The 19,454-nt window shown below is 62.5% G+C and carries 24 protein-coding genes; 12 read left to right on the forward strand and 12 right to left on the reverse strand.

Annotated features, from left to right (window positions below):
• Window positions 1-239 precede the first annotated feature (239 nt).
• The 3 genes from E8E68_RS25620 (at window position 240) to recX (ending at window position 2,385) form a co-directional block, all read left to right on the forward strand.
• Window positions 240-722, forward strand: coding sequence for a CinA family protein (locus E8E68_RS25620; protein WP_266034692.1), 483 nt, complete (start codon window positions 240-242; stop codon window positions 720-722).
• Window positions 723-825: 103 nt separating this feature from the next.
• Complete coding sequence (gene recA, locus E8E68_RS25625) at window positions 826-1,893, forward strand: recombinase RecA (RefSeq protein ID WP_110746074.1); 1,068 nt, start codon at window positions 826-828, stop codon at window positions 1,891-1,893.
• 21 nt (window positions 1,894-1,914) lie between these two features.
• Window positions 1,915-2,385 carry a recombination regulator RecX gene (gene recX / locus E8E68_RS25630; protein WP_110746075.1) on the forward strand — a complete coding sequence of 157 codons (471 nt, stop codon included), beginning with the start codon at window positions 1,915-1,917 and terminating at the stop codon, window positions 2,383-2,385.
• A gap of 155 nt (window positions 2,386-2,540) precedes the next feature.
• On the opposite strand, the gene E8E68_RS25635 is transcribed toward recX, so the two are convergent.
• Window positions 2,541-3,659, reverse strand: a complete 1,119-nt coding sequence (locus E8E68_RS25635) for an LOG family protein (RefSeq protein WP_110746076.1) — start codon at window positions 3,657-3,659, stop codon at window positions 2,541-2,543.
• A gap of 160 nt (window positions 3,660-3,819) precedes the next feature.
• Between E8E68_RS25635 and E8E68_RS25640 the strand changes: the two genes are divergently transcribed.
• Entirely contained in the window at window positions 3,820-4,029 is a 210-nt protein-coding gene (locus E8E68_RS25640; protein WP_110746077.1) for a hypothetical protein, read from the forward strand.
• Between the two features lie 14 nt (window positions 4,030-4,043).
• Here E8E68_RS25640 and E8E68_RS25645 read toward each other — a convergent pair whose 3' ends face one another.
• Window positions 4,044-4,463, reverse strand: coding sequence for a quorum-sensing-regulated virulence factor family protein (locus tag E8E68_RS25645; protein WP_266034696.1), 420 nt, complete (start codon window positions 4,461-4,463; stop codon window positions 4,044-4,046).
• Window positions 4,464-4,681: 218 nt separating this feature from the next.
• On the opposite strand from E8E68_RS25645, the gene E8E68_RS25650 reads away from it, so the two are divergent.
• The 3 genes from E8E68_RS25650 (at window position 4,682) to E8E68_RS25660 (ending at window position 6,660) form a co-directional block, all read left to right on the forward strand.
• The gene (locus E8E68_RS25650) at window positions 4,682-5,392 is read left to right on the forward strand and encodes a tRNA-uridine aminocarboxypropyltransferase (RefSeq protein WP_266034700.1); all 711 of its coding nucleotides are present in this window, start codon (window positions 4,682-4,684) and stop codon (window positions 5,390-5,392) included.
• Between the two features lie 178 nt (window positions 5,393-5,570).
• Window positions 5,571-6,221, forward strand: a complete 651-nt coding sequence (erdR, locus tag E8E68_RS25655) for a response regulator transcription factor ErdR (protein ID WP_110746080.1) — start codon at window positions 5,571-5,573, stop codon at window positions 6,219-6,221.
• 73 nt (window positions 6,222-6,294) lie between these two features.
• Window positions 6,295-6,660: a diacylglycerol kinase gene (locus E8E68_RS25660; protein ID WP_010952700.1), complete on the forward strand. Its 366-nt coding sequence runs from the start codon at window positions 6,295-6,297 to the stop codon at window positions 6,658-6,660.
• Here the strand turns inward: E8E68_RS25660 and finR are convergent.
• Entirely contained in the window at window positions 6,657-7,583 is a 927-nt protein-coding gene (gene finR / locus E8E68_RS25665) for a LysR family transcriptional regulator FinR (protein WP_110746081.1), read from the reverse strand. The genes E8E68_RS25660 and finR overlap by 4 nt on opposite strands.
• Window positions 7,584-7,703: 120 nt before the next feature.
• On the opposite strand from finR, the gene fpr reads away from it, so the two are divergent.
• Window positions 7,704-8,483: a ferredoxin-NADP reductase gene (gene fpr / locus E8E68_RS25670; protein WP_016501130.1), complete on the forward strand. Its 780-nt coding sequence runs from the start codon at window positions 7,704-7,706 to the stop codon at window positions 8,481-8,483.
• Between the two features lie 398 nt (window positions 8,484-8,881).
• Here the strand turns inward: fpr and E8E68_RS25675 are convergent, their stop codons facing one another.
• Together E8E68_RS25675 and E8E68_RS25680 are read right to left on the reverse strand one after the other, a co-directional pair.
• Entirely contained in the window at window positions 8,882-9,376 is a 495-nt protein-coding gene (locus tag E8E68_RS25675; RefSeq protein WP_266031321.1) for a SprT family zinc-dependent metalloprotease, read from the reverse strand.
• Window positions 9,377-9,507: 131 nt separating this feature from the next.
• Window positions 9,508-10,107: a Yip1 family protein gene (locus tag E8E68_RS25680; protein WP_003252385.1), complete on the reverse strand. Its 600-nt coding sequence runs from the start codon at window positions 10,105-10,107 to the stop codon at window positions 9,508-9,510.
• A 261-nt stretch (window positions 10,108-10,368) separates the two neighbouring features.
• On the opposite strand from E8E68_RS25680, the gene ttcA reads away from it, so the two are divergent.
• Both ttcA and E8E68_RS25690 read left to right on the forward strand, forming a co-directional pair.
• Complete coding sequence (ttcA, locus tag E8E68_RS25685; protein WP_027918067.1) at window positions 10,369-11,193, forward strand: tRNA 2-thiocytidine(32) synthetase TtcA; 825 nt, start codon at window positions 10,369-10,371, stop codon at window positions 11,191-11,193.
• Between the two features lie 4 nt (window positions 11,194-11,197).
• Window positions 11,198-11,869 carry a DNA-3-methyladenine glycosylase I gene (locus tag E8E68_RS25690; protein ID WP_110746083.1) on the forward strand — a complete coding sequence of 224 codons (672 nt, stop codon included), beginning with the start codon at window positions 11,198-11,200 and terminating at the stop codon, window positions 11,867-11,869.
• A 31-nt stretch (window positions 11,870-11,900) separates the two neighbouring features.
• Here the strand turns inward: E8E68_RS25690 and E8E68_RS25695 are convergent, their stop codons facing one another.
• From E8E68_RS25695 to arsC, 3 genes are read right to left on the reverse strand one after another with little or no spacing between them, the layout of a single operon-like run.
• Entirely contained in the window at window positions 11,901-12,314 is a 414-nt protein-coding gene (locus E8E68_RS25695) for a DUF2069 domain-containing protein (protein ID WP_280346041.1), read from the reverse strand.
• A complete protein-coding gene (gene wrbA, locus E8E68_RS25700; protein ID WP_110746085.1) occupies window positions 12,307-12,912 on the reverse strand; it encodes an NAD(P)H:quinone oxidoreductase in 606 nt (201 codons plus the stop codon). The genes E8E68_RS25695 and wrbA overlap by 8 nt, the downstream gene beginning before the upstream one ends.
• Entirely contained in the window at window positions 12,909-13,262 is a 354-nt protein-coding gene (arsC, locus tag E8E68_RS25705) for an arsenate reductase (glutaredoxin) (protein ID WP_280346043.1), read from the reverse strand. The genes wrbA and arsC overlap by 4 nt, the downstream gene beginning before the upstream one ends.
• 85 nt (window positions 13,263-13,347) lie before the next feature.
• Here arsC and E8E68_RS25710 point away from each other — a divergent pair, with 85 nt between their 5' ends.
• Window positions 13,348-13,812, forward strand: coding sequence for a TlpA disulfide reductase family protein (locus E8E68_RS25710; RefSeq protein WP_280346047.1), 465 nt, complete (start codon window positions 13,348-13,350; stop codon window positions 13,810-13,812).
• 34 nt (window positions 13,813-13,846) lie between these two features.
• Here the strand turns inward: E8E68_RS25710 and E8E68_RS25715 are convergent, their stop codons facing one another.
• From E8E68_RS25715 to E8E68_RS25730, 4 genes are all read right to left on the reverse strand, one after another.
• Window positions 13,847-14,251 carry an META domain-containing protein gene (locus E8E68_RS25715; protein ID WP_110746087.1) on the reverse strand — a complete coding sequence of 135 codons (405 nt, stop codon included), beginning with the start codon at window positions 14,249-14,251 and terminating at the stop codon, window positions 13,847-13,849.
• Window positions 14,248-14,685: a hypothetical protein gene (locus E8E68_RS25720; protein ID WP_110746088.1), complete on the reverse strand. Its 438-nt coding sequence runs from the start codon at window positions 14,683-14,685 to the stop codon at window positions 14,248-14,250. The genes E8E68_RS25715 and E8E68_RS25720 overlap by 4 nt, the downstream gene beginning before the upstream one ends.
• Before the next feature lie 31 nt (window positions 14,686-14,716).
• Window positions 14,717-15,706 carry a 2-hydroxyacid dehydrogenase gene (locus E8E68_RS25725; RefSeq protein ID WP_266031327.1) on the reverse strand — a complete coding sequence of 330 codons (990 nt, stop codon included), beginning with the start codon at window positions 15,704-15,706 and terminating at the stop codon, window positions 14,717-14,719.
• 81 nt (window positions 15,707-15,787) lie between these two features.
• On the reverse strand, window positions 15,788-18,541 hold the full coding sequence (locus E8E68_RS25730; protein ID WP_110746090.1) for a response regulator: 2,754 nt from the start codon (window positions 18,539-18,541) through the stop codon (window positions 15,788-15,790).
• 193 nt (window positions 18,542-18,734) lie between these two features.
• Here E8E68_RS25730 and E8E68_RS25735 point away from each other — a divergent pair, with 193 nt between their 5' ends.
• Window positions 18,735-19,454: a response regulator transcription factor gene (locus E8E68_RS25735; protein WP_110746091.1), complete on the forward strand. Its 720-nt coding sequence runs from the start codon at window positions 18,735-18,737 to the stop codon at window positions 19,452-19,454.

Consider the following 19,454-nt stretch of genomic DNA (forward strand, 5'->3'; position numbering starts at 1 on the left):
TATTGTGGGGCAATTTTGGGGCGTTCTGTGTTGCATGCTCGACGCCGAGACCCACCGGATTTTCAAGCCGCATAGGTTAACACGGCTGCCTGGCAGGCAGAACCTGTCAGTCAGGCGCGCACCGGGTTGCGCTGAAGGCATGTTGATACCATTTAGTCTTTCATGTCATCGAGAAGCACAGTGGAGAACACCCCGCCCACAAGATGCTAGGGTAGAGGCTTGCCTTGAAGGAGCCCTGCATGGACCCGATCACCACGCTTGCCACCCGCCTGGGTGAACACCTGCGCCGTTTCAATGCTCAGGTGACCACTGCCGAATCCTGCACCGGCGGCGGGATCGCCGAAGCCATTACCCGTGTGCCCGGTAGCTCTGCCTGGTTCGAGGCCGGGTACGTGACCTACTCCAACGCCCAGAAAACCCGCCAGCTGGGCGTGCCCGAGGTGCTGTTCGGCGAGGTGGGCGCGGTCAGCCAGGAAGTGGTCGAGGCCATGGTCCGCGGCGCCCAGGCAGCCAGTGGCGCGCGCTTCGCCGTGGCGGTTAGCGGTGTGGCCGGCCCGGACGGCGGTTCGCCAGCCAAACCGGTGGGCACAGTGTGGCTGGCCTGGGGTGACGGTAGCCGAGTGTTCAGTGAGCGCCGCCAGTTCGACGGTGACCGCGAAGCGGTGCGCCGACAGACGGTGATCGCCGCGTTAGACGGCTTGTTACAGCTTGGTGCCGAGTAAATCGACGACAGGGGTTTGCTCAAGCGTCTGCCTGTGGAATAATACTGGCTACTTATACAGGTATTCCGGCCGTCAGGGCCAAGTCGAACACGTGAGGATTTCAATGGACGACAACAAGAAGCGCGCCTTGGCTGCGGCCCTGGGCCAGATCGAACGTCAATTCGGTAAAGGCGCGGTCATGCGCATGGGTGACCAGGAGCGTCAAGGCATCCCGGCCATCTCCACCGGCTCCCTGGGCCTGGACATCGCGCTTGGCATCGGCGGGCTGCCAAAAGGCCGTATCGTCGAGATCTACGGCCCGGAATCATCGGGTAAAACCACGCTGACCCTGTCGGTCATCGCCGAAGCCCAGAAGAACGGTGCCACCTGCGCCTTCGTCGACGCCGAACACGCCCTCGATCCTGAATACGCCGGCAAGTTGGGCGTCAACGTCGACGACCTGCTGGTTTCCCAGCCGGACACTGGCGAGCAGGCCCTGGAAATCACCGACATGCTGGTGCGCTCCAACGCCGTTGACGTGATCATCGTCGACTCCGTGGCCGCTTTGGTACCAAAGGCCGAGATCGAAGGCGAAATGGGTGACATGCACGTGGGCCTTCAGGCTCGCCTGATGTCCCAGGCGCTGCGCAAGATCACTGGTAACATCAAGAACGCCAACTGCCTGGTCATCTTCATCAACCAGATCCGTATGAAGATTGGCGTGATGTTCGGTAGCCCGGAAACCACCACCGGTGGTAACGCCCTGAAGTTCTACGCCTCGGTCCGTCTGGATATCCGCCGCACCGGCGCGGTCAAGGAAGGCGACGAAGTGGTCGGCAGCGAAACCCGCGTCAAGATCGTCAAGAACAAGGTTTCGCCTCCGTTCCGTCAGGCCGAGTTCCAGATTCTCTACGGCAAGGGTATCTACCGTAACGGTGAGATCATTGACCTCGGTGTATCTCAGGGCCTGGTCGAGAAGTCCGGTGCCTGGTATGCCTATCAGGGCAACAAGATCGGCCAAGGTAAAGCCAACGCTGCCAAGTACCTGGCTGAGAACCCGGCTATCGGTGCCGAGATCGAGAAGCAGATTCGTGACAAGCTGCTGAAGGCGGGTGCCGTTGCTGAGGCTGGCAAGGCTGCTGCTGCCGAAGCCGATGCCGACGACATGGCCGATGCTGACGCCGGTTATTGAGTGCGCGGTAGATAGCTGAACATGTCCGCCGTACTCGACACTCCCGTCGCCATCCGGCGGACAGCCATGGACCTGCTTGCGCGACGTGAGCATGGTCGCGTCGAGCTGACGCGCAAGTTGCGTCAGCGCGGCGCTTCGGATGAGCTGATCGAGCCTGAGCTCGACCGGCTTACCGAAGAGGGGCTACTGAGTGAAGCCCGCTACCTTGAAAGTTTTATCCGCTACCGTTCTGGGTCTGGCTATGGGCCTGCGCGTATTCGCGAAGAGCTTGGTCAGCGCGGTTTGGCGCGTTCCGACATTGAACAGGCGCTTCGCGAAAGCGAGGTGAATTGGGCTGAGCGCCTGCGTGATGTTTGGCAGCGCAAATTTGCCGGTCAACGCCCGCAGGATCCGCGTAGCCGTGCTCAGCAAACCCGCTTTCTGGCTTACCGTGGGTTCCCCATGGACATGATCGGTCGGCTGCTGAACGGGCGTGATCTGGACGATTACTGACCGACCGTGCTGATCGCGACAGGGCTGCATGGCAGCTCTGGTATTTCAGCTCCACTGCATGATGGCTGGGGCCACTTTGCAGTCCTGTCGTGACGCATTGGCGCTTGCACAGGGCGTCGTGATTCCCCGTGAGGGCGGTTAGCCGGCAAGCGCCATCAATTGACCTTCAGCGCCTCCCTGGCTCGCTGTGTGGTATGCATGGGCTGCGGCTTGGCCCAGTTCTCCGGCAGGTTGATGAAATCCACCAGCTCGCGCAACCGCCCTTGGTCGCGGCCATTGAAGGCGAATGACAAACGGGTCAGGTGGCTGTAGTTGCCTACCTCATGCTCGGCGCTGCTATCCGGTTGCTGGTGATATTTGCCGCTCAGGCGCAAATCGGCAAAACCTTCCTGGATGTCATACAACGCTGCCTCGCTCAGCGCATGGTGCATGCGGATAACGAACTGGCTCTTCAGCCAGCGGCTGGAGTGGTAGTTGCTGTAGAACTGGTTGATTTCCTCAACCGCCTCGTCAGCGCTGTGCACCAGGCGCACCAGCTTCAAGTCGGTGGGCAGGATGTAGCGGTTTTCTTCCAGCTGGCGGCTGATGAAGTCCAGGCAGTCACGCCAGAAGCTGCCGCCCGGTGAGTCCAGCAGCACCACCGGCACCAGCGGGCTCTTGCCGGTCTGGATCAGGGTCAGCACTTCCAGCGCCTCATCAAGGGTGCCGAAACCACCCGGGCAAAGCACCAGGGCATCGGCTTCCTTGACGAAGAACAGTTTGCGGATGAAGAAGAAATGGAACGGCAGCAGTTTGTCGGTGCCATCCACAGTCGGGTTGGCGTGCTGTTCGAAGGGCAGGGTGATGTTGAACCCCAGGCTGTGGGCGCTGCCGGCACCTTCGTGGGCAGCCGCCATGATGCCGCCGCCGGCACCGGTGATGACCATCAGCTCGGAACGTGCCAGGCAGGCGCCGAGTTCGCGGGCCAAGGCGTACATCGGGTGTTCCAGCGGGGTGCGTGCCGAGCCGAACACGGTCACCTTGCGCCGGCCCTTGTAACGCTGCAGGGCGCGGAACGAATGATCCAGTTCGCGCAGGGCCTGCAGGGTTATCTTGGCGCTCCAGCGGTCGCTGTCGTCGTGGGCCATGCGCAGGATGGTCAATATCATGTCGCGGTACAGCGGCAGGTTGGGGCTATCGGGTGCTACCAGTTGCAGTTGTGCATCGATGTGGCTCAGGTCGATGTTGTTGTCGCGGAAGTGGCTGAACAGCTGTTCGTTCGATTGGTAAGGCATGCAACGTCTCCTTATGCACCAATACCTCTGACCTCAATCTAGACCCTCGCGACCGATTGTGCCGGGTAGTTTGCCGACGCCGCCCGTCGGCATGCGGCCAACGGCGGTACGGGTTTGGTTAACTGGTAAAGCGAAACGTGTCGATGCGGGAGGTGGCGGTATGCATCGCTTGATCATCGAAGTGGACCGGCAACTCTTGCAGCAGCTGGAAAGTGCGGCCCAGGTGCATCACCTGAGCCTGGAGGCCGAGTGCCAGCGCAGGCTGGCAGGGCTGGAGTGCCAGTCGCGCTACTTGCAAGCGCTATTGGCCGAGATGCGTGCCGAAGCCGCCGAAGGGCACTGGCGCGCCCGTGAAGACGAGAAGGAGTGAGTGCGACCCAGTGCTTACTTCTTCTTGTTGCCGGCTACGCAGCTGGCATTGTCGAAAGCCTGATCCATGATGGGCTGGTTGGTCTTGTAGACCGTGAAGCGGTAGACCATCACGGCGCCTTTGGACATGAGATTGCGGAAGCCGCTGTTGCGGCACACGCTGTCGCCCAATTGGCTGCGCACCTGCTCAGGGTTGGCCTGCATGCGCTCGGCATGGCTCTGGCGCACGCTCAGGTGATTGACCAGCGCCTTGCCTTCCACGGTGTAGCCCTGGTCGAGAATGTCTTCGTTTATCGCGCGCGGGGTGCCGACGCTGCTCTCTTTGGCGACTTTGTCGAGCATCTTGTTCAGGTCGTAATCCTGCTTGGAAGCCGCCTGGGCTGCCAAGGGCAGGGTGAGCAACAGGCTCAGGGCGGGGGCGATAAGGCGCAGCATGAATCTCTCCTGGTTCGATGACTGGCGCTTTGACATGCGCCCGTCGACGGCGTTCCGTAGAATCGTGCGGGCCTGCAGGCCGAGCACGGAAAATACCCGATTATAAAGACCGGCCTGCCACCTGCACAGCAATTGCCCGCTGTTCTGATAGACTGATGCCCTTGTTTTTCCAGAGTCATCCTTGTGCCCATTTCCAACCTGTCCAGAGGCCTACCGGCATGAGCCATGCGGTAGCGCGCCTGCGTGCCGAACGTCTGGCCCGCAGCAACAAGCCTTTCATCGCCCGTGGCTCGCGTGCCGAGCGTTGCCCGGATTGTCGGGTGATTGCCACCCATTGCCTGTGCGCCTGGAAGCCTCGGGTGCAGGCCGACGCCGGCATGTGCCTGCTGATGCACGACACCGAGCCGCTCAAGCCAACCAACACCGGCTGGCTGATTGCCGACCTGATCGAAGATACCTCGGCGTTCGGCTGGCTGCGCACCTCGGTTGACGAGCGCTTGCTGGCCTTGCTCGACGACCCGCAGTGGCAGCCCTATATCGTGTTCCCGGGCGAATTCGTCGCCCAGGAGCGGGTGGTGAGCGAGGTGGTGCGCGTGCCGGGCAAGCGCCCGCTGTTCATCCTGCTGGATGCCACCTGGACCGAAGCACGCAAGATGTTCCGCAAAAGCCCGTACCTGGACCGTTTCCCGGTGTTGAGCCTGCAAGCTGAACAGATGTCGCGCTACCGCCTGCGCCGCTCCAAGCGCGACGATCACTTCTGCACGGCCGAAGTCGCAGCCATGTGCCTGGACCTTGCCGGCGATAGCCGGGCTTCGCAGGCGCTGGATGCCTACCTGGATGTGTTCAGCCTGCATTACCTGAGCGGCAAGCGGCGCCTGCCGCTGGACGATCAGGATGACACTCACCAGCGTTTGCATACCTTCCTATAGTCCAAGGGGCATAGCCCCTGCTTTGGTTCATAATGACGGAGCTGGCAGCCAGGGTGGGCGAGACGGCAGGGCGTTGGCTTGACCATCCTTGACCGTGCTCGGCATCCTTGGCGCCGATTCCCCGCCGTGCACTTCCCCAACCCCCGAGTGCCTGGCACAGAACAGGATCCTTAGATCGATGGCCACTTACGAAATCCTGATTGCCGATGACCACCCACTGTTCCGTGGCGCCCTGCGCCAGGCCGTTACCCTCGGCCTGGGCCCGGATGTGCGCCTGGTCGAAGTTGCGAGCATTGCCGAACTGGAAGTCCGGTTGAGCGAAAAAGCCGACTGGGACCTGGTGCTGCTGGACTTGAACATGCCGGGTGCCTACGGTTTTTCCGGGCTGGTGCTGCTGCGCGGGCAATACCCGCAGATTCCGGTAGTGATGGTTTCGGCGCAGGAAGAAGCCGCCGTGGTGGTCAAGTCCCGGGAATTTGGCGCCAGTGGGTTCATTCCCAAGTCCAGCCCCCTGGAAGTGATCCAGGATGCTGTACGCAAAGTGCTCGACGGCGAAGTCTGGTGGCCGCCGCAGGCGTTCGAAAAGGTCGATGTCTCGGCCGAAGCCAAGGCCGCCAGCGAAGGCCTGGCCAGCCTGACGCCGCAGCAGTTCCGGGTCCTGACCATGGTCTGCGAAGGCCTGTTGAACAAGCAGATCGCTTATGAGCTGAACGTGTCGGAAGCCACCATTAAGGCGCACGTGACGGCGATATTCCGTAAGCTGGGCGTGCGTACCCGGACTCAGGCTGCACTGCTGTTGCAACAACTTGAATCGGTTGCCAGCAACTGACTGTTTGCGGCTTCACGCTTTTTTTACCCGGGCCGGTCTAGTCTGCTGGCCTTTCCGTTGTGAAGTGACTCACATGACATCGCCATTCAAAGGCCAGACCGGCCTGAAACGTATCTTCAACGCCGCCGGCTACTCGCTGGACGGCCTGCGCGCGGCCTTCAAGGGCGAGGCAGCATTCCGTCAGCTGGTACTGCTCAACGTACTGCTGATCCCGATCGCCTTCTGGCTGCCGGTTAGCCGCGCGGAGCGGGCGATCATGATTGCCGTGTGCTTGCTGGGGCTGATTGTCGAGCTGTTCAATTCGGCCGTGGAGGCCGCCATCGACCGCATTTCGCTGGAGCGCCACCCCCTGTCCAAGAACGCCAAGGACATGGGCAGCGCCGCACAGCTGGTGGCACTGACCATGGTGGCGCTGGTATGGGGCGTGATCCTGCTTTAAGCGATCGGCGGCAGCACGATTTCGTCGCTGCGGGTAAAGCCCGCAGTGAAGTTGCGGCAGAGTTCGAGAAATTCGCGCATGGCAGAGGTCTGGTACTTCTGCTTGTGCCAGATGAAGTAGAACTGGCGCATCAGGTCTAGCTCCGGGGTTTCTACCGGCACCAGGCTGCCCCGGCGAAAAGCGTCGCGCAAGGCCAGTCGTGAAATGCAGCCGATTCCAAGCCCTGACTCCACCGCGCGCTTGATCGCCTCGGTGTGCTCCAGTTCCAGGCGGATGTTGAGGTTGGCGCGATGATGGCGCATGGCTTGGTCGAAGGTCAGGCGCGTGCCCGAACCTTGTTCACGCAGGATCCATGCTTCTTGCGACAGGCTTTCGATATCGGCGCGGCCCAGCCTGGCCAACGGGTGCTGTGGTGCGCAGAACACCACCAGTTCGTCCTCGACCCATGGCTGGACTTCCAGGTCGGGGTGGTTGCAGTCGCCTTCGATTAGACCCAGATCAATTTCGTAATGGGCAACCTGCTGCACGATATGCGCAGTGTTCTGTACATGCAGCTTTACCTGGCTTTCGGGGTGCGTCTGCATGAAGCTGCCGATCAGCAAGGTGGCCAGGTAGTTGCCAATGGTCAGCGTGGCGCCGACCGCCAGGGAACCGAAACCGGACTTGCCGTTGAGCAGGTCTTCGATTTCCTTGGCCTGATCGAGCAAGGCCACCGCCTGGGGCAGCAGTTGATGGCCTAGGGCATTGAGGGCCAGTCGTTTGCCGGCACGGTCAAACAGCTGGCAACTCGATTGGCGCTCCAGTTCGGTGATCGAAGTGCTGGCGGCCGACTGCGACAACGCCAGCAGGCTGGCGGCCCGGGAGACGCTTTGATGCTGGGCCACGGCGACGAAGACTTGCAGTTGACGAAGTGTAAATCGCATATCGATATAACCGATAACACATATCTTGATAATCCAGTTAACAGATATTGTCGCTGCCCCTAAACTATCGCGCAACTGTGCGTGTTGCACGCGCTGCGTTTTTCTTCAGGAGCCCCATCAATGAGCAACATGAACCACGAACGTGTCCTCAGTGTGCACCACTGGAACGACACCCTGTTCAGCTTCAAGTGCACCCGCGACCCGGGCCTGCGCTTCGAGAACGGTCAGTTCGTGATGATCGGCCTGCAGCAGGAAAGCGGCCGTCCGCTCATGCGTGCGTACTCCATCGCTTCGCCGAACTGGGAAGAGCACCTGGAGTTCTTCAGCATCAAGGTGCCGGACGGCCCGCTGACCTCGCAGCTGCAGCACTTGAAGGAAGGCGATGAGATCATCATCAGCAAGAAGCCTACCGGCACCCTGGTCCTCGATGACCTGAACCCGGGCAAGCACCTCTACCTGCTGAGCACCGGCACTGGCCTGGCGCCGTTCATGAGCGTCATCCAGGACCCGGAAACCTACGAGCGCTTCGAAAAAGTGATCCTGGTGCACGGTGTGCGCTATGTGAACGAAGTGGCCTACCGCGAGTTCATCACCGAGCACCTGCCGCAGAACGAGTTCTTCGGTGAATCGGTGCGCGACAAGCTGATCTACTACCCGACCGTCACCCGTGAGCCGTTCGAGAACCAGGGCCGCCTGACCGACCTGATGCGCAGCGGCAAGCTGTTCAGTGACATCGGCCTGCCACCGATCAACCCGCAGGACGACCGCGCGATGATCTGCGGCAGCCCGAGCATGCTCGACGAGACCAGCGAAGTACTGGACAGCTTCGGCCTGAAAGTCTCTGCCCGCATGCGCGAGCCGGGTGACTACCTGATCGAGCGTGCCTTCGTCGAGAAGTAAGGCGCAGGCTGGTACAGGAAGGCGACCCTCGGGTCGCCTTTTTTATGCCTGACAGTTGTCTAGTGGTTGCACCGGCCCTTTCGCGGGGCAAGCCCGCTCCCACCATAATCGGGCCAGCTTTCAGGTTTTGAGCCGGCCAGTTGTTTCCCCAGGTACTGCATCAGCCTCAAGCCTGCGGGATACCTGTGGGAGCGGGCTTGCCCCGCGAAGAATCCAACACGGTGCATGGCACCGGCTCCGCCGGTGTTCGCGGCTAAAGCCACTCCCACAGGGGATTGCGCTAGATTCTAGAAGTTGAGCAAGACAGTTGCTTCCACAAGGGCATCAATTCCCAGGATCCAGGGTATCCCTGGGGCAGCGGGTTGCCCTGCGAAGGGCCTGCACCGGTAATACACACTCTATTCGATGCGCGTCTCACCGCTGTACACCAGAATCTCCCGGCAGCGCTTGCACAGGTAACGCCGCCCCTGGTGCACCAGCTTGTGCCGTTGGGCGGTGAACGGGAAATCGCTTTGCGGGCAAGGGCATCGGTAGATATAGCGGGTGACCACGCGCCGTTGCACCTCGTAGTTGTGGCAACGGTTGGGCGGCAGTTCGTACACCCCGCGCATGATCAACTGCCATTCCTCGCCATGGGCCTGGATACGGTCACCGAACAATTGGTGGGCCACCAGGTGTGCCACTTCATGGGCGACGGTCTGGCGCAGGAAGTCATCCTGGTTTTCGCGGTACAGCTGCAGGTTGAAGCGCAGCAGGTTCTCGTGCAGGTGAGCGACCCCGGCTTTTTGCCCGCGCAGCTTGAAGCTGACTTCCGGGCGCGGGAAGGGGCGCTTGAAAAAGGTTTCGGCTTGCTGGTAACAGGTTTCGACGCGTTGTCGGAGCAGCTCGGGCATGGCGGGGTGGTTCTCCTGACCGGGCATTATGCCGTAACCGTGGGCGGCTTGCCGAGCCACCGGTCAGCGCACAGCCAGAGGCCGCCTTGCGGCGGCCCCTGGTTGATGCCCCAGTGTTGGTTCAGTCTGTTCTAGTTGGTGTAGACGGGCCCCACGCCCAGTCCCCAGATGATCACCGTGGCAGCCATGATCGCCACCAGTACCACAAGGCCTACTGCCAGCACTGAGCTGGAGAAGAGGAAGCCTTCGTCAGAGGGTATGTTCATGAACGTCGGCAAGCCGACATACAGCAGGTACACCGTGTAGCAGATGGCGGCAGTGCCGATCAGCATGCCCAGCCACAGGTGCGGGTACAGCGCCGCCAGGCCGCCGATGAACAACGGTGTGGCGGTGTAGGTAGCGAAGGCAATGCACTGCGCCATGGACGGGTTGGCGTCGTAGGTGCGAGCCATCCAGTGGATGAACGCCCCCATCACGGCCACCCCGGCGAGCATCGCCAGGTACGACATGATGCTCATCCAGATGGCGCTTTCCATGGTCAGCATCACTGCTGGCCGGTCGCCGATCACCCAGCCGACCTGTGTGGTGCCGATAAACGCGGAAACGGCGGGGATCGCCGCCAGGATGAGGGTGTGTGTCAGGTACATGTGGCTGATGGTTTCTTCTTCGCCACGAATCTCCCGCCATTCCTGGTCGGGATGGGTAAACAGCCCCACAACGTGATGGATCATGCCGTCACTCCTCTCAATGTTGCCAAACGCCCCCCAGATGGAGCGCAAGCGGCCCGAGGCCCGAACACCGATGCAAGCGGTAATGTGGCCTTATGTCGCAGTATAGGAAGCCGTTACCGGCATAAACCGTGCTTTTTAGAGCAAATTGCGCTGTATACGGCGCTGTTGATTACCTTGAAGTCTTTATCGGAATGCCTACAGCTGCGGCCCGTTTGTGCGTAAAATAGCCGCCTTTTGTCACACCTCGCGGATTCAAGCGCTATGGGCACCCTCTCGGTCAACCAGAACAAACTGCAAAAACGCCTGCGTCGTCTCGCTGGCGAAGCCATCACCGACTACAACATGATCGAGGATGGCGACAAGGTCATGGTCTGCCTGTCCGGCGGCAAGGACAGCTACACCATGCTCGACGTTCTGTTGCACCTGCAGAAGGTTGCACCGATCAAGTTCGAGATCGTCGCGGTGAACATGGATCAGAAGCAGCCGGGCTTCCCTGAGCACGTGCTGCCGGCGTACCTGAAGGAACTGGGCGTCGAGTACCACATCGTCGAGAAGGACACTTACTCGGTGGTCAAGGAGCTGGTACCCGAGGGCAAGACCACCTGTTCGCTGTGCTCGCGCCTGCGCCGTGGCACCCTGTACACCTTCGCTGACGAAATCGGCGCGACCAAGATGGCGTTGGGGCACCACCGCGACGACATCGTCGAAACCTTCTTCCTCAACATGTTCTTCAACGGTGCACTCAAGGGTATGCCGCCGAAACTGCGCGCCGACGATGGCCGCAACGTGGTGATCCGCCCGCTGGCCTACTGCAGCGAGAAGGACATCCAGGCCTACTCGGACATGAAGGAATTCCCGATCATCCCGTGCAACCTGTGTGGTTCGCAGGAAAACCTGCAGCGCCAGGTGGTCAAGGACATGCTGGTGGAGTGGGAGCGCAAGCACCCAGGCCGTACCGAGAGTATTTTCCGTGCCATGCAGAATGTGGCGCCCTCACAGCTGGCCGACCGCAACCTGTTCGACTTCACCAGCCTGAAGATCGACGAGAACGCCACCCCGCGCTTCCTCGACGTGGTGAACATCTGAACCCATGCGTGATTACCAGTGGCTGCATGAGTACTGCCTGAACCGCTTTGGCTCGGCCCAGGCCCTTGAGGCCTTTCTGCCGCAGCCACGTACGCCAGCGCAATTGCGCGCCATCAGCGACGATCGCTACCTGTCGACGCTGGCCCTGCGTGTGTTCCGCGCGGGCCTCAAGCACAGCCTGGTGGACGCCAAGTGGCCGGCGTTCGAGCAGGTGTTCTTCGGCTTCGATCCGGAGAAAGTGGTGTTGATGGGCGCCGAGCATCTGGAGCGGTTGATGCAGGATGAGCGCATTATCCGCCACCTGGGCAAGCTCAAGAGCGTGCCGCGCAATGCGCAAATGGTGCTGGATATCGCCAAGGCACAGGGCAGTTTTGGGGCCTTCATCGCCGACTGGCCAGTGACCGACATTGTCGGCTTGTGGAAGTACCTGGCCAAGCATGGCAACCAGTTGGGCGGGTTGTCGGCGCCACGGTTCTTGCGCATGGTCGGCAAAGACACGTTCATCCCGACCGATGACATGGCAGCGGCGTTGATTGCGCAGAAGGTGATCGACAAACAGCCGACCAGCCAGCGCGACCTGGCCCTGGTGCAGCAGGCGTTCAACCAGTGGCATGCCGAAAGCGGGCGGCCGCTGTGCCAGTTGTCGGTGATGCTGGCGCATACCGTCAACCATTGAGGTCGGCGGGGCTGCACCGCAGCCCCCACTCCTAATGCCCTTCGCCCGCCATGCGCCGTTCATGCTGGAACTTCCAGCGGACATACAGCAGCCCGGCAATGAACAGCCCCAGGCTGATCGCCACCTCGATCCAGCCAAACACTGCCCGCGCCGGGTCGAACGCTGCCAGCACGCCCTTGATGAAATAGATATTCACCACGAAGCAGGTCCAGGCATGCGCCCGGGCGCTGCCCAGCAGCATGCCCGGCAGCAGCAACACCAGTGGCAGCAGCTCGATCGCCAGGATCACCTCGACCCGCGCCCCATGCAGGTTGGCGAACCACAGGTTGTTCACCACCAGTAGGGTGATCAGCCCCACGAAGAACGCCAGGCTCAGCGCCCGCGTCAGGCGCAGGCGCGGTGCCAGCCAATCCAGCGGCGGCAACACCTTGGGCTTCTTAGCCACGCGCCGCCTCCAGGGCCTTGGCCGTGGTCGCCAGGCGTTGGCCGAGGGCGCGGCACAGGGCGATTTCATGTGGGTCGAGTTCACGCTTGCCGTCGGCACCGGCGTGGTGGCTGGCGCCGTATGGGGTGCCGCCGCCGCGGGTTTCCAGCAGTGCCGACTCGCTGTAGGGCAAGCCCATCACCAGCATGCCGTGGTGCATCAGCGGCAGCATCATCGACAGCAGGGTGGTTTCCTGGCCGCCGTGCAGGCTGGCGGTGGAGGTGAACACCCCAGCCGGCTTGCCGACCAGTTCACCGCCCAGCCACAGGCTGCTGGTGCCATCGAGGAAGTACTTGAGCGGCGCCGCCATGTTGCCGAAGCGGGTCGGGCTGCCCAGCACCAGGCCGGCGCAGTGGCGCAGGTCGTCGAGGGTCGCGTACAGCGCGCCACTGGCTGGAATGTCCGGGGCCACTGCTTCACATTCGGTGGAAATCGCCGGCACCGTGCGCAGGCGCGCTTCCATGCCCGCCAGCTCGATGCCGCGGGCGATGTGCCGGGCCATTTCGCTGGTCGAACCGTGGCGGCTGTAGTACAGAACCAGAATGTAAGGTTGGCTCACGGCAGGATCTCCAGCACTTTTTCCGGCGGGCGGCCGACCACGGCTTTATCACCGGCTACCAGGATCGGCCGCTCGATCAGCTTGGGGTGCTGGACCATGGCTTCGATCAGCTGCGCGTCGGTCAATGCCGGGCTGGCCAAGCCCAGAGCCTTGTACTCGTCTTCGCCAGTACGCAGCAGTTGGCGCGGGGCAATGCCCAGCTTGCCGAGCAGGGCTTTGAGGGTAGCGGCGTCGGGTGGGGTTTCCAGGTAGCGTACGATGGCCGGGGTCAGGCCGCGGGCTTCGAGCAGTTCCAGCGCGCCGCGGGATTTCGAGCAGCGCGGGTTATGATAGAGCGTGAGGTCGGTCATGTCGGGTCGCATCCAGCAGGGTGTGGCGGCTATTCTAACCGCAGCGACTGACCAATTTGCTTTAAAACTCGAGAAGGATTGACCCATGGCAAGGCGTCTGGCAGCAGTACTGGCCATCACCGCGAGCCTGTTGCTCGGTGGTTGCGGTGCCGATTATGGCGTGGACCAACACGGTAATACGGTTGAGGCCGAACAGATCGAAGGGCACTGGCTGGTGCTCAATTACTGGGCCGAATGGTGCGGGCCGTGCCGTACCGAAATCCCGGAACTGAACGCAGCGGCCAAGCAGTGGGCGGCTGACGGCATCAAGGTGGTGGGGGTGAACTTCGATGGCCTGCAGGGGCAGGACCTGAAGCAGGCTGCCGAAACCCTGGGTATCGGTTTCACCGTGCTGGCCCAGGACCCGGCCGAGCGCTATGACCTGCCGCGTAGCGAGGCGTTGCCGGTGACTTACATCATCGACGACAAGGGCAAGGTGCGTGAGCAGTTGATGGGCGAGCAGACCCTGGAAGGGTTGCAGGCCAAGATCAAGGCCCTGAAAGGCGCTTGATGCATTCGGGGCCGCAAAGCGGCCCCGGCAATCCTCAGCCTTCCTCAGGCCAGAATCGCAGCGGCTTGCCTTCGGCCGGCCAGAAGCGTATTTGCTCCACTGCCGACACATCCCAGCGCTGTACCGTTTCCAGCGCCTGCAAGAAGCGTTTTTCTTGCTCCATCAACGCCGGTGCACACAGCTTGCGGGTTTTGCCCACCTTGCCGAAGCTAAGGTGTTCGCCCTCCAGCGTGTAGGGTGCAAACCAGTGGTTGCAGCCACCGTTACCATAGGCGCGGCCGTCGCTGGCCAGGGTCAGGGTCAGGTGGCTGTAGTCGATCAGCGGGCGTTCGCCAATCCACTCCAGCACATAGCTGCGTTCCTGCTGCAGCCTGGAAGGTTCGGCGGCACAACCGAGCAGGCCGGTGGCAATCAGCGCGCCGGTCAGCAGATTTTTCACTCGGCGCTCTCCTGGCAACGCGGGCACAGGTGTTTTTCGCCACGGCTGGCCCAGCCCAGCTCGGCGATACGCGCGCTGGCCGCAGGCTGGCGGGCTTGCTTGCCGAGCTTGGCGTCCACCGCGAACTCGAAGTCCAGCACGGCGTCGCAGCTGTCGCATTCGACCTGCCAGGTGAGGATTTCCAGCTCGTTGAACACCGGGCCGCTGGCCACGGCGACCCATTGGCCGCGCGGGTTGATCAGGTGGCGCACGCTTTCCACGGTCAGTCGCATGGACAGGTCTTTGCTGCCCTTGAGGGTGACCAGCAGGGTGTCGCCTTTATGCATCGAGCCGCCGTTGCCAGTGACCTGGTAACGGCCCGGCACCAGCGCGCGGCACTCGATCAGGGTGTGTTGCGGGTTGAAAAGGGTGTAGCGAAAATCGTGCTCGACCATGGGTCCTCCAGAAATGCCGCGTATCCTAGCACTAACCCATCACCAGATTCTGGGGATTCCCTGCCGCCCAGCGGTTGATGTTTTCCAGGGTGGTCGCGGCAATGGCATCCAGCGCCTCGCGGGTAAGGAAGGCCTGGTGTGCGGTGATGATCACGTTGGGGAAGGTCAGCAGGCGGGCCAGCACATCGTCCTGCAGGGGCAGGTCGGAGCGGTCTTCGAAGAACAGCTGGGCTTCTTCTTCGTAGACGTCCAGGCCCAGGTAGCCGAGCTGGCCGCTTTTTAGCGCGTCGATCAGCGCTGGCGTGTCGACCAGCGCGCCGCGGCCGGTATTGATCAGCATGGCGCCGGGCTGCAGCTGGGCCAGGCTTTGCGCGTTGATCAGGTGCCGGCTGTGCTCGTCAAGCGGGCAGTGCAGGCTGATGATGCGGGCTTCGCGCAGCAGCTCGGGCAGTGGCAGATAGCGCGCGCCGAGGGCCAGCAGCTCTGGGTTGGGGTAGGGGTCGTAGGCCAGCAGCTGGCAGCCGAAGCCAGCCATGATGCGGGCGAAGGCCAAGCCGATCTGGCCGGTGCCGACCACCCCGACGGTTTTGCCGTGCAGGTCGAAGCCGGTTAGCCCGTGCAGGGTGAAATCGCCTTCGCGGGTGCGGTTGTAGGCCCGGTGCAGTCGCCGGTTCAGGGCCAGGATAAGCGCTACGGCGTGCTCGGCCACGGCGTGTGGCGAATAGGCCGGTACGCGCACCACGGCCAGGCCCAGGCGCTTGGCAGCGGCCAGGTCGACGTGGTTGTAGCCGGCCGAACGCAGGGCGATCAGGCGCGTGCCCCCGGTGGCCAGGCGTTGCAGTACCTGAGCGTCGAGCTCGTCATTGATGAAGGCGCAGACGACCTCGTAACCATCGGCCAGGGCGGCGGTGTCGAGGGTAAGCCGGGCGGGCTGGAAATGCAGGTCCAGCCTGCTGCCCCTGGCGGCCTCGCTGAAGCTTTCCTGGTCGTAGTGCTGGCTGCTGAACAACAGGGCGCGCATGGTGATGGTTTCCTTTGTGGTGCATGTCTTCTGTTGGCCGCTGCCCGTGAGATCGGGCGCCGCCCGATCTCACGAGCCCACTCAGGCGCTTAGGCGTGCCTGGGCAGCCAGGCGGTTGATCGCCGCGTCCAGTTCATCCAGCGCCTGCTGCGCCTGCGGACTCTCCTGCTTGAGCAGGGTTTCACTCCGCTGGCACGCCGCGCGTAATTGCGGCACGCCGCAATAGCGCGAGGCCCCGTTGAGGCGGTGCACCTGCTCGATCAGGCCGTTGTGGTCCTCGGCCTCACGGGCGGCGCGTATGGCTTCGCGGTCGGCGTCCAGCGAGGCCAGCAGCATGCTCAGCATGTCGGCTGCCAGGTCGGCCTTGCCAGCGGCCAGGCGCAGGCCTTCTTCGTGGTCGAGCACCTTCAGCTCATCGCTGTTGGGTGGTTGCTCGGCCTGCCCCTGCTGGGGCATGCCCAGGCTCAGGCCGGTCCATTTCAACACCACCTGGGCCAGTTGGCGCTCGCTGATCGGCTTGGTCAGGTAGTCGTCCATCCCGCCGTGCAGCAGCGCGCGTTTCTCGTTGGCCATGGCATGGGCGGTGAGGGCAACGATCGGCAGCGGGTTGCCGCTCTGGGTGTTTTCCCACAGGCGGATCTGCTCGGTGCAGGCGCGGCCGTCCATGCCCGGCATCTGCACGTCCATCAGCACCAGGTCGAACGGCTCGTCCTGCACGGCCTTCACTGCCGCATAGCCGTTGTCGACCGCCAGCACCTCGGCACCCAGGTCTTCAAGCAGGGTCTGCACCAGCAGCAGGTTCGCGGCGTTGTCGTCGACGCACAGGACCTTCGGTTGGCGCTGGCCGTTGACCTTGTTCACTTCGCCTTGCGGCCGACGCGGTTGCAGCAGTTCCAGCAGCAGCCGGCGCAGCTTGCGGGTGCAGGTAGGCTTGGAGAGCAACTGGCCATGCCCGTTGGGCAGATAAGGATGGTAAAGCGCCTGTTCGGTGGTAGGGCACAGCACCACGCACTGGCAGTGGTAACGCTCGAGCTGCTGGTGGTAGTGGCCCAGTTGCTCGGGTGACAGATTGCCCAGGTTGGCCCCGAGCACGGCGAACTCGAATGGCTGGCCGGCTTGGCTGGCGGCTTGCACGGCTTGCAGCAACTGTTCATAGGAGGTGAACAGGCTGACGCTGAGGCCGCAGTCTTCCAGTTGGTGTTCCAGCGCCTGGCGTGCCAGTTCGTGGCTGTCCACGATCGCGGCGCGGCGGCCCAGCAAGGGTTGCAACGGCAGCTCTTCGATATCGTCGTGGGCTTTGGGCAGGTTGAGGCTGATCCAGAACTGCGAACCTTCGCCCGGTGTGCTGTCGACGCCGATCTCGCCGCCCATCTGCTCGATCAGGCGCTTGGAAATCACCAGCCCCAGGCCGGTGCCGCCAGGCTGGCGGGCCAGCGAGTTGTCGGCCTGGCTGAAGGCCTGGAACAGCGTGCGCACATCCTGCGGTGACAGGCCGATGCCGGTGTCCTGCACGCTGATGCGCAGTTGGGCGAAGTCCTCGTGCTCGTCGTCGAGCATGGCGCGTACGACGATGGTGCCTTCGCGGGTGAACTTGATGGCATTGCTGACCAGGTTGGTCAGGATCTGCTTGAGCCGCAACGGGTCGCCGATCAGCGACGACGGGGTGTCGCGGTAGATCAGGCTGAGCAACTCCAGCTGCTTGGCGTGTGCGGCCGGGGCGAGGATGGTGAGGGTGTCCTGGATCAGGTCGCGCAGGTTGAACGGAATGCTGTCGAGCACCAGCTTGCCGGCCTCGATCTTGGAGAAGTCGAGGATCTCGTTGATGATGCCGAGCAGGTTGTCGGCAGACTTCTCGATGGTGCTCAGGTAGTCCAGCTGGCGCGGCGTCATCTCGCTTTTCTGCAGCAGGTGGGTAAAGCCGAGGATGCCATTGAGCGGTGTGCGGATCTCGTGGCTCATATTGGCCAGGAATTCGGACTTGATGCGGCTGGCTTCCAGCGCCTCCTTGCGCGCCATGTCCAGCTCGATGTTCTGGATTTCGATGGTTTCCAGATTCTGGCGTACGTCCTCGGTGGCCTGGTCGATGCTGTGCTGCAGCTCTTCATGGGCGTTTTGCAGGGTCTCGGCCATGCGGTTGATGCCGCGCGCCAGTTCGTCCAGCTCATGGCTGCCCATGGTCGGCAGGCGTTCTTCGAGGTGGCCGTCCTTGAGCTGATTGACTGCATGCTTGATGCGTTCGATGGGATCATTGATGGTGCGGCTCATGCGCAGCGCCAGCAGGCCGCTGAGCACCAGGCAGGCGAGGATCAGCAACAGGCTGGTGAACAGGTTGCGGTAGCCGCGCAGCAGCGTGCCATCGTGCGACAGCTCGATCTCGACCCAGCCCAGCAGGCGCTCGGCTTCGGCCGGCACGGCATCGGTGGCCAGGTCGCGGTGGTGGCCGAACACTGGCATCAGGTACCGGGTGGCGTCATTGCCGCTGCGTTGCAGCAGCTGGGTGCCGGTGCCGCCGCTGGGCGGCTGGTTGAGCATGCTCGGGCCGGCATGGGCCAGGCGCGTGCGATCCGGGGCGAGGAAAGCCACCGCGCGTACGTCCGACTGTTCCAGGGTTTGCGCGGCGATCCGCTCCAGTTGCGCTGGCGCCAGCCGGGCCATGGCGGGCGCGGCCAACGGCGCCAGCTGTTCGGCGATCATTTTGCCGCGCTGCAGCAACTGTGTGCGCAGGTCATTCTGTTGTAGCCAGGTGAAGTAGCTGCCCAGCACCAGCGCCATCAGGCCGGCCGGCAGCAGCGCCAGTAGCAGGACCCGGCTGCGGATTCCCAAGCGATCGAGCACATTCGCCTCCTGTGATGTGCCTGGATACCGTCAAGTGCTGACGGCCAAGCCGGGAAGTTACTCCGCCTGCCGCACCATTGCACCTCTTTAGTAGGTGTTTTATTTCGATGCCATGGCATTGGTCGCAGGGCGGTTGCCTGGCGGGCTCGGGATGCTCAATAATCACGTAATTGAGAATGCATGGCAGTTGCCAATGAATCCTGTAGCTATTTACAACTCCAATATCCTCGCCATCGAGGATGATCCGGTGCTGGGTGCGTACCTGCACGAAGAGCTCCAGCGCGGTGGCTTCCGCGTAACCTGGTGCCGCAGTGGGCTGGAAGGGCTGGAAACGGCTGGGCGCCAGGTGTTCGATGTGGTGCTCATGGACATCCTGCTGCCCGGGCTCAATGGCCTGGACGCTTTGGCGCAACTGCGCCAGCGCAGCGCCACGCCAGTGATCCTGATGTCGGCACTGGGGGCGGAGGCCGACCGCATCAGCGGTTTCCAGCGTGGCGCCGACGATTACCTGCCCAAGCCGTTCAGCATGGCCGAGCTGCAGGTGCGCATCGAAGCGATCCTGCGCCGCGTGGCGCTTGAGCGTCGTCATCAAGCGCCGCTGGAGCAAGCCGGCTACGGCGAGCTGCAATTCGATGAGGGGGTGTGCGACGTGCGCCTCAATGGCCACCTGGCCGGTTTGACGCCCAGCGAATTCCGCCTGCTCGACATCCTCAACCGCAACCTTGACGACGTGTTGAGCAAGCCGTTCCTTTACCAGCAGGTTTTGCAGCGCGGCTATTCGCGCCATGACCGTAGCCTGGACATGCACGTCAGCCAGATACGCCGCAAGCTCAAGGGCATCGGCTATCACGATCGGCAGATCCGCACCGTATGGGGTAAGGGCTACGTGCTCAGTGCCAGCGAGGCGGAATAG

It is taken from the genome of Pseudomonas sp. BN607, from assembly GCF_029871175.1.
Classification (GTDB): Bacteria; Pseudomonadota; Gammaproteobacteria; order Pseudomonadales; family Pseudomonadaceae; genus Aquipseudomonas.

What these genes read in the sequence shown, in the direction of transcription:
- E8E68_RS25620 (WP_266034692.1), top strand. Translation starts at nt 240, where the DNA reads ATGGACCCGATCACCACGCTTGCCACCCGCCTGGGTGAACACCTGCGC.
- recA (WP_110746074.1), top strand. Translation starts at nt 826, where the DNA reads ATGGACGACAACAAGAAGCGCGCCTTGGCTGCGGCCCTGGGCCAGATC.
- recX (WP_110746075.1), top strand. Translation starts at nt 1,915, where the DNA reads ATGTCCGCCGTACTCGACACTCCCGTCGCCATCCGGCGGACAGCCATG.
- E8E68_RS25635 (WP_110746076.1), bottom strand. Translation starts at nt 3,659, where the DNA reads ATGCCTTACCAATCGAACGAACAGCTGTTCAGCCACTTCCGCGACAAC.
- E8E68_RS25640 (WP_110746077.1), top strand. Translation starts at nt 3,820, where the DNA reads ATGCATCGCTTGATCATCGAAGTGGACCGGCAACTCTTGCAGCAGCTG.
- E8E68_RS25645 (WP_266034696.1), bottom strand. Translation starts at nt 4,463, where the DNA reads ATGCTGCGCCTTATCGCCCCCGCCCTGAGCCTGTTGCTCACCCTGCCC.
- E8E68_RS25650 (WP_266034700.1), top strand. Translation starts at nt 4,682, where the DNA reads ATGAGCCATGCGGTAGCGCGCCTGCGTGCCGAACGTCTGGCCCGCAGC.
- erdR (WP_110746080.1), top strand. Translation starts at nt 5,571, where the DNA reads ATGGCCACTTACGAAATCCTGATTGCCGATGACCACCCACTGTTCCGT.
- E8E68_RS25660 (WP_010952700.1), top strand. Translation starts at nt 6,295, where the DNA reads ATGACATCGCCATTCAAAGGCCAGACCGGCCTGAAACGTATCTTCAAC.
- finR (WP_110746081.1), bottom strand. Translation starts at nt 7,583, where the DNA reads ATGCGATTTACACTTCGTCAACTGCAAGTCTTCGTCGCCGTGGCCCAG.
- fpr (WP_016501130.1), top strand. Translation starts at nt 7,704, where the DNA reads ATGAGCAACATGAACCACGAACGTGTCCTCAGTGTGCACCACTGGAAC.
- E8E68_RS25675 (WP_266031321.1), bottom strand. Translation starts at nt 9,376, where the DNA reads ATGCCCGAGCTGCTCCGACAACGCGTCGAAACCTGTTACCAGCAAGCC.
- E8E68_RS25680 (WP_003252385.1), bottom strand. Translation starts at nt 10,107, where the DNA reads ATGATCCATCACGTTGTGGGGCTGTTTACCCATCCCGACCAGGAATGG.
- ttcA (WP_027918067.1), top strand. Translation starts at nt 10,369, where the DNA reads ATGGGCACCCTCTCGGTCAACCAGAACAAACTGCAAAAACGCCTGCGT.
- E8E68_RS25690 (WP_110746083.1), top strand. Translation starts at nt 11,198, where the DNA reads ATGCGTGATTACCAGTGGCTGCATGAGTACTGCCTGAACCGCTTTGGC.
- arsC (WP_280346043.1), bottom strand. Translation starts at nt 13,262, where the DNA reads ATGACCGACCTCACGCTCTATCATAACCCGCGCTGCTCGAAATCCCGC.
- E8E68_RS25710 (WP_280346047.1), top strand. Translation starts at nt 13,348, where the DNA reads ATGGCAAGGCGTCTGGCAGCAGTACTGGCCATCACCGCGAGCCTGTTG.
- E8E68_RS25720 (WP_110746088.1), bottom strand. Translation starts at nt 14,685, where the DNA reads ATGGTCGAGCACGATTTTCGCTACACCCTTTTCAACCCGCAACACACC.
- E8E68_RS25725 (WP_266031327.1), bottom strand. Translation starts at nt 15,706, where the DNA reads ATGCGCGCCCTGTTGTTCAGCAGCCAGCACTACGACCAGGAAAGCTTC.
- E8E68_RS25735 (WP_110746091.1), top strand. Translation starts at nt 18,735, where the DNA reads ATGAATCCTGTAGCTATTTACAACTCCAATATCCTCGCCATCGAGGAT.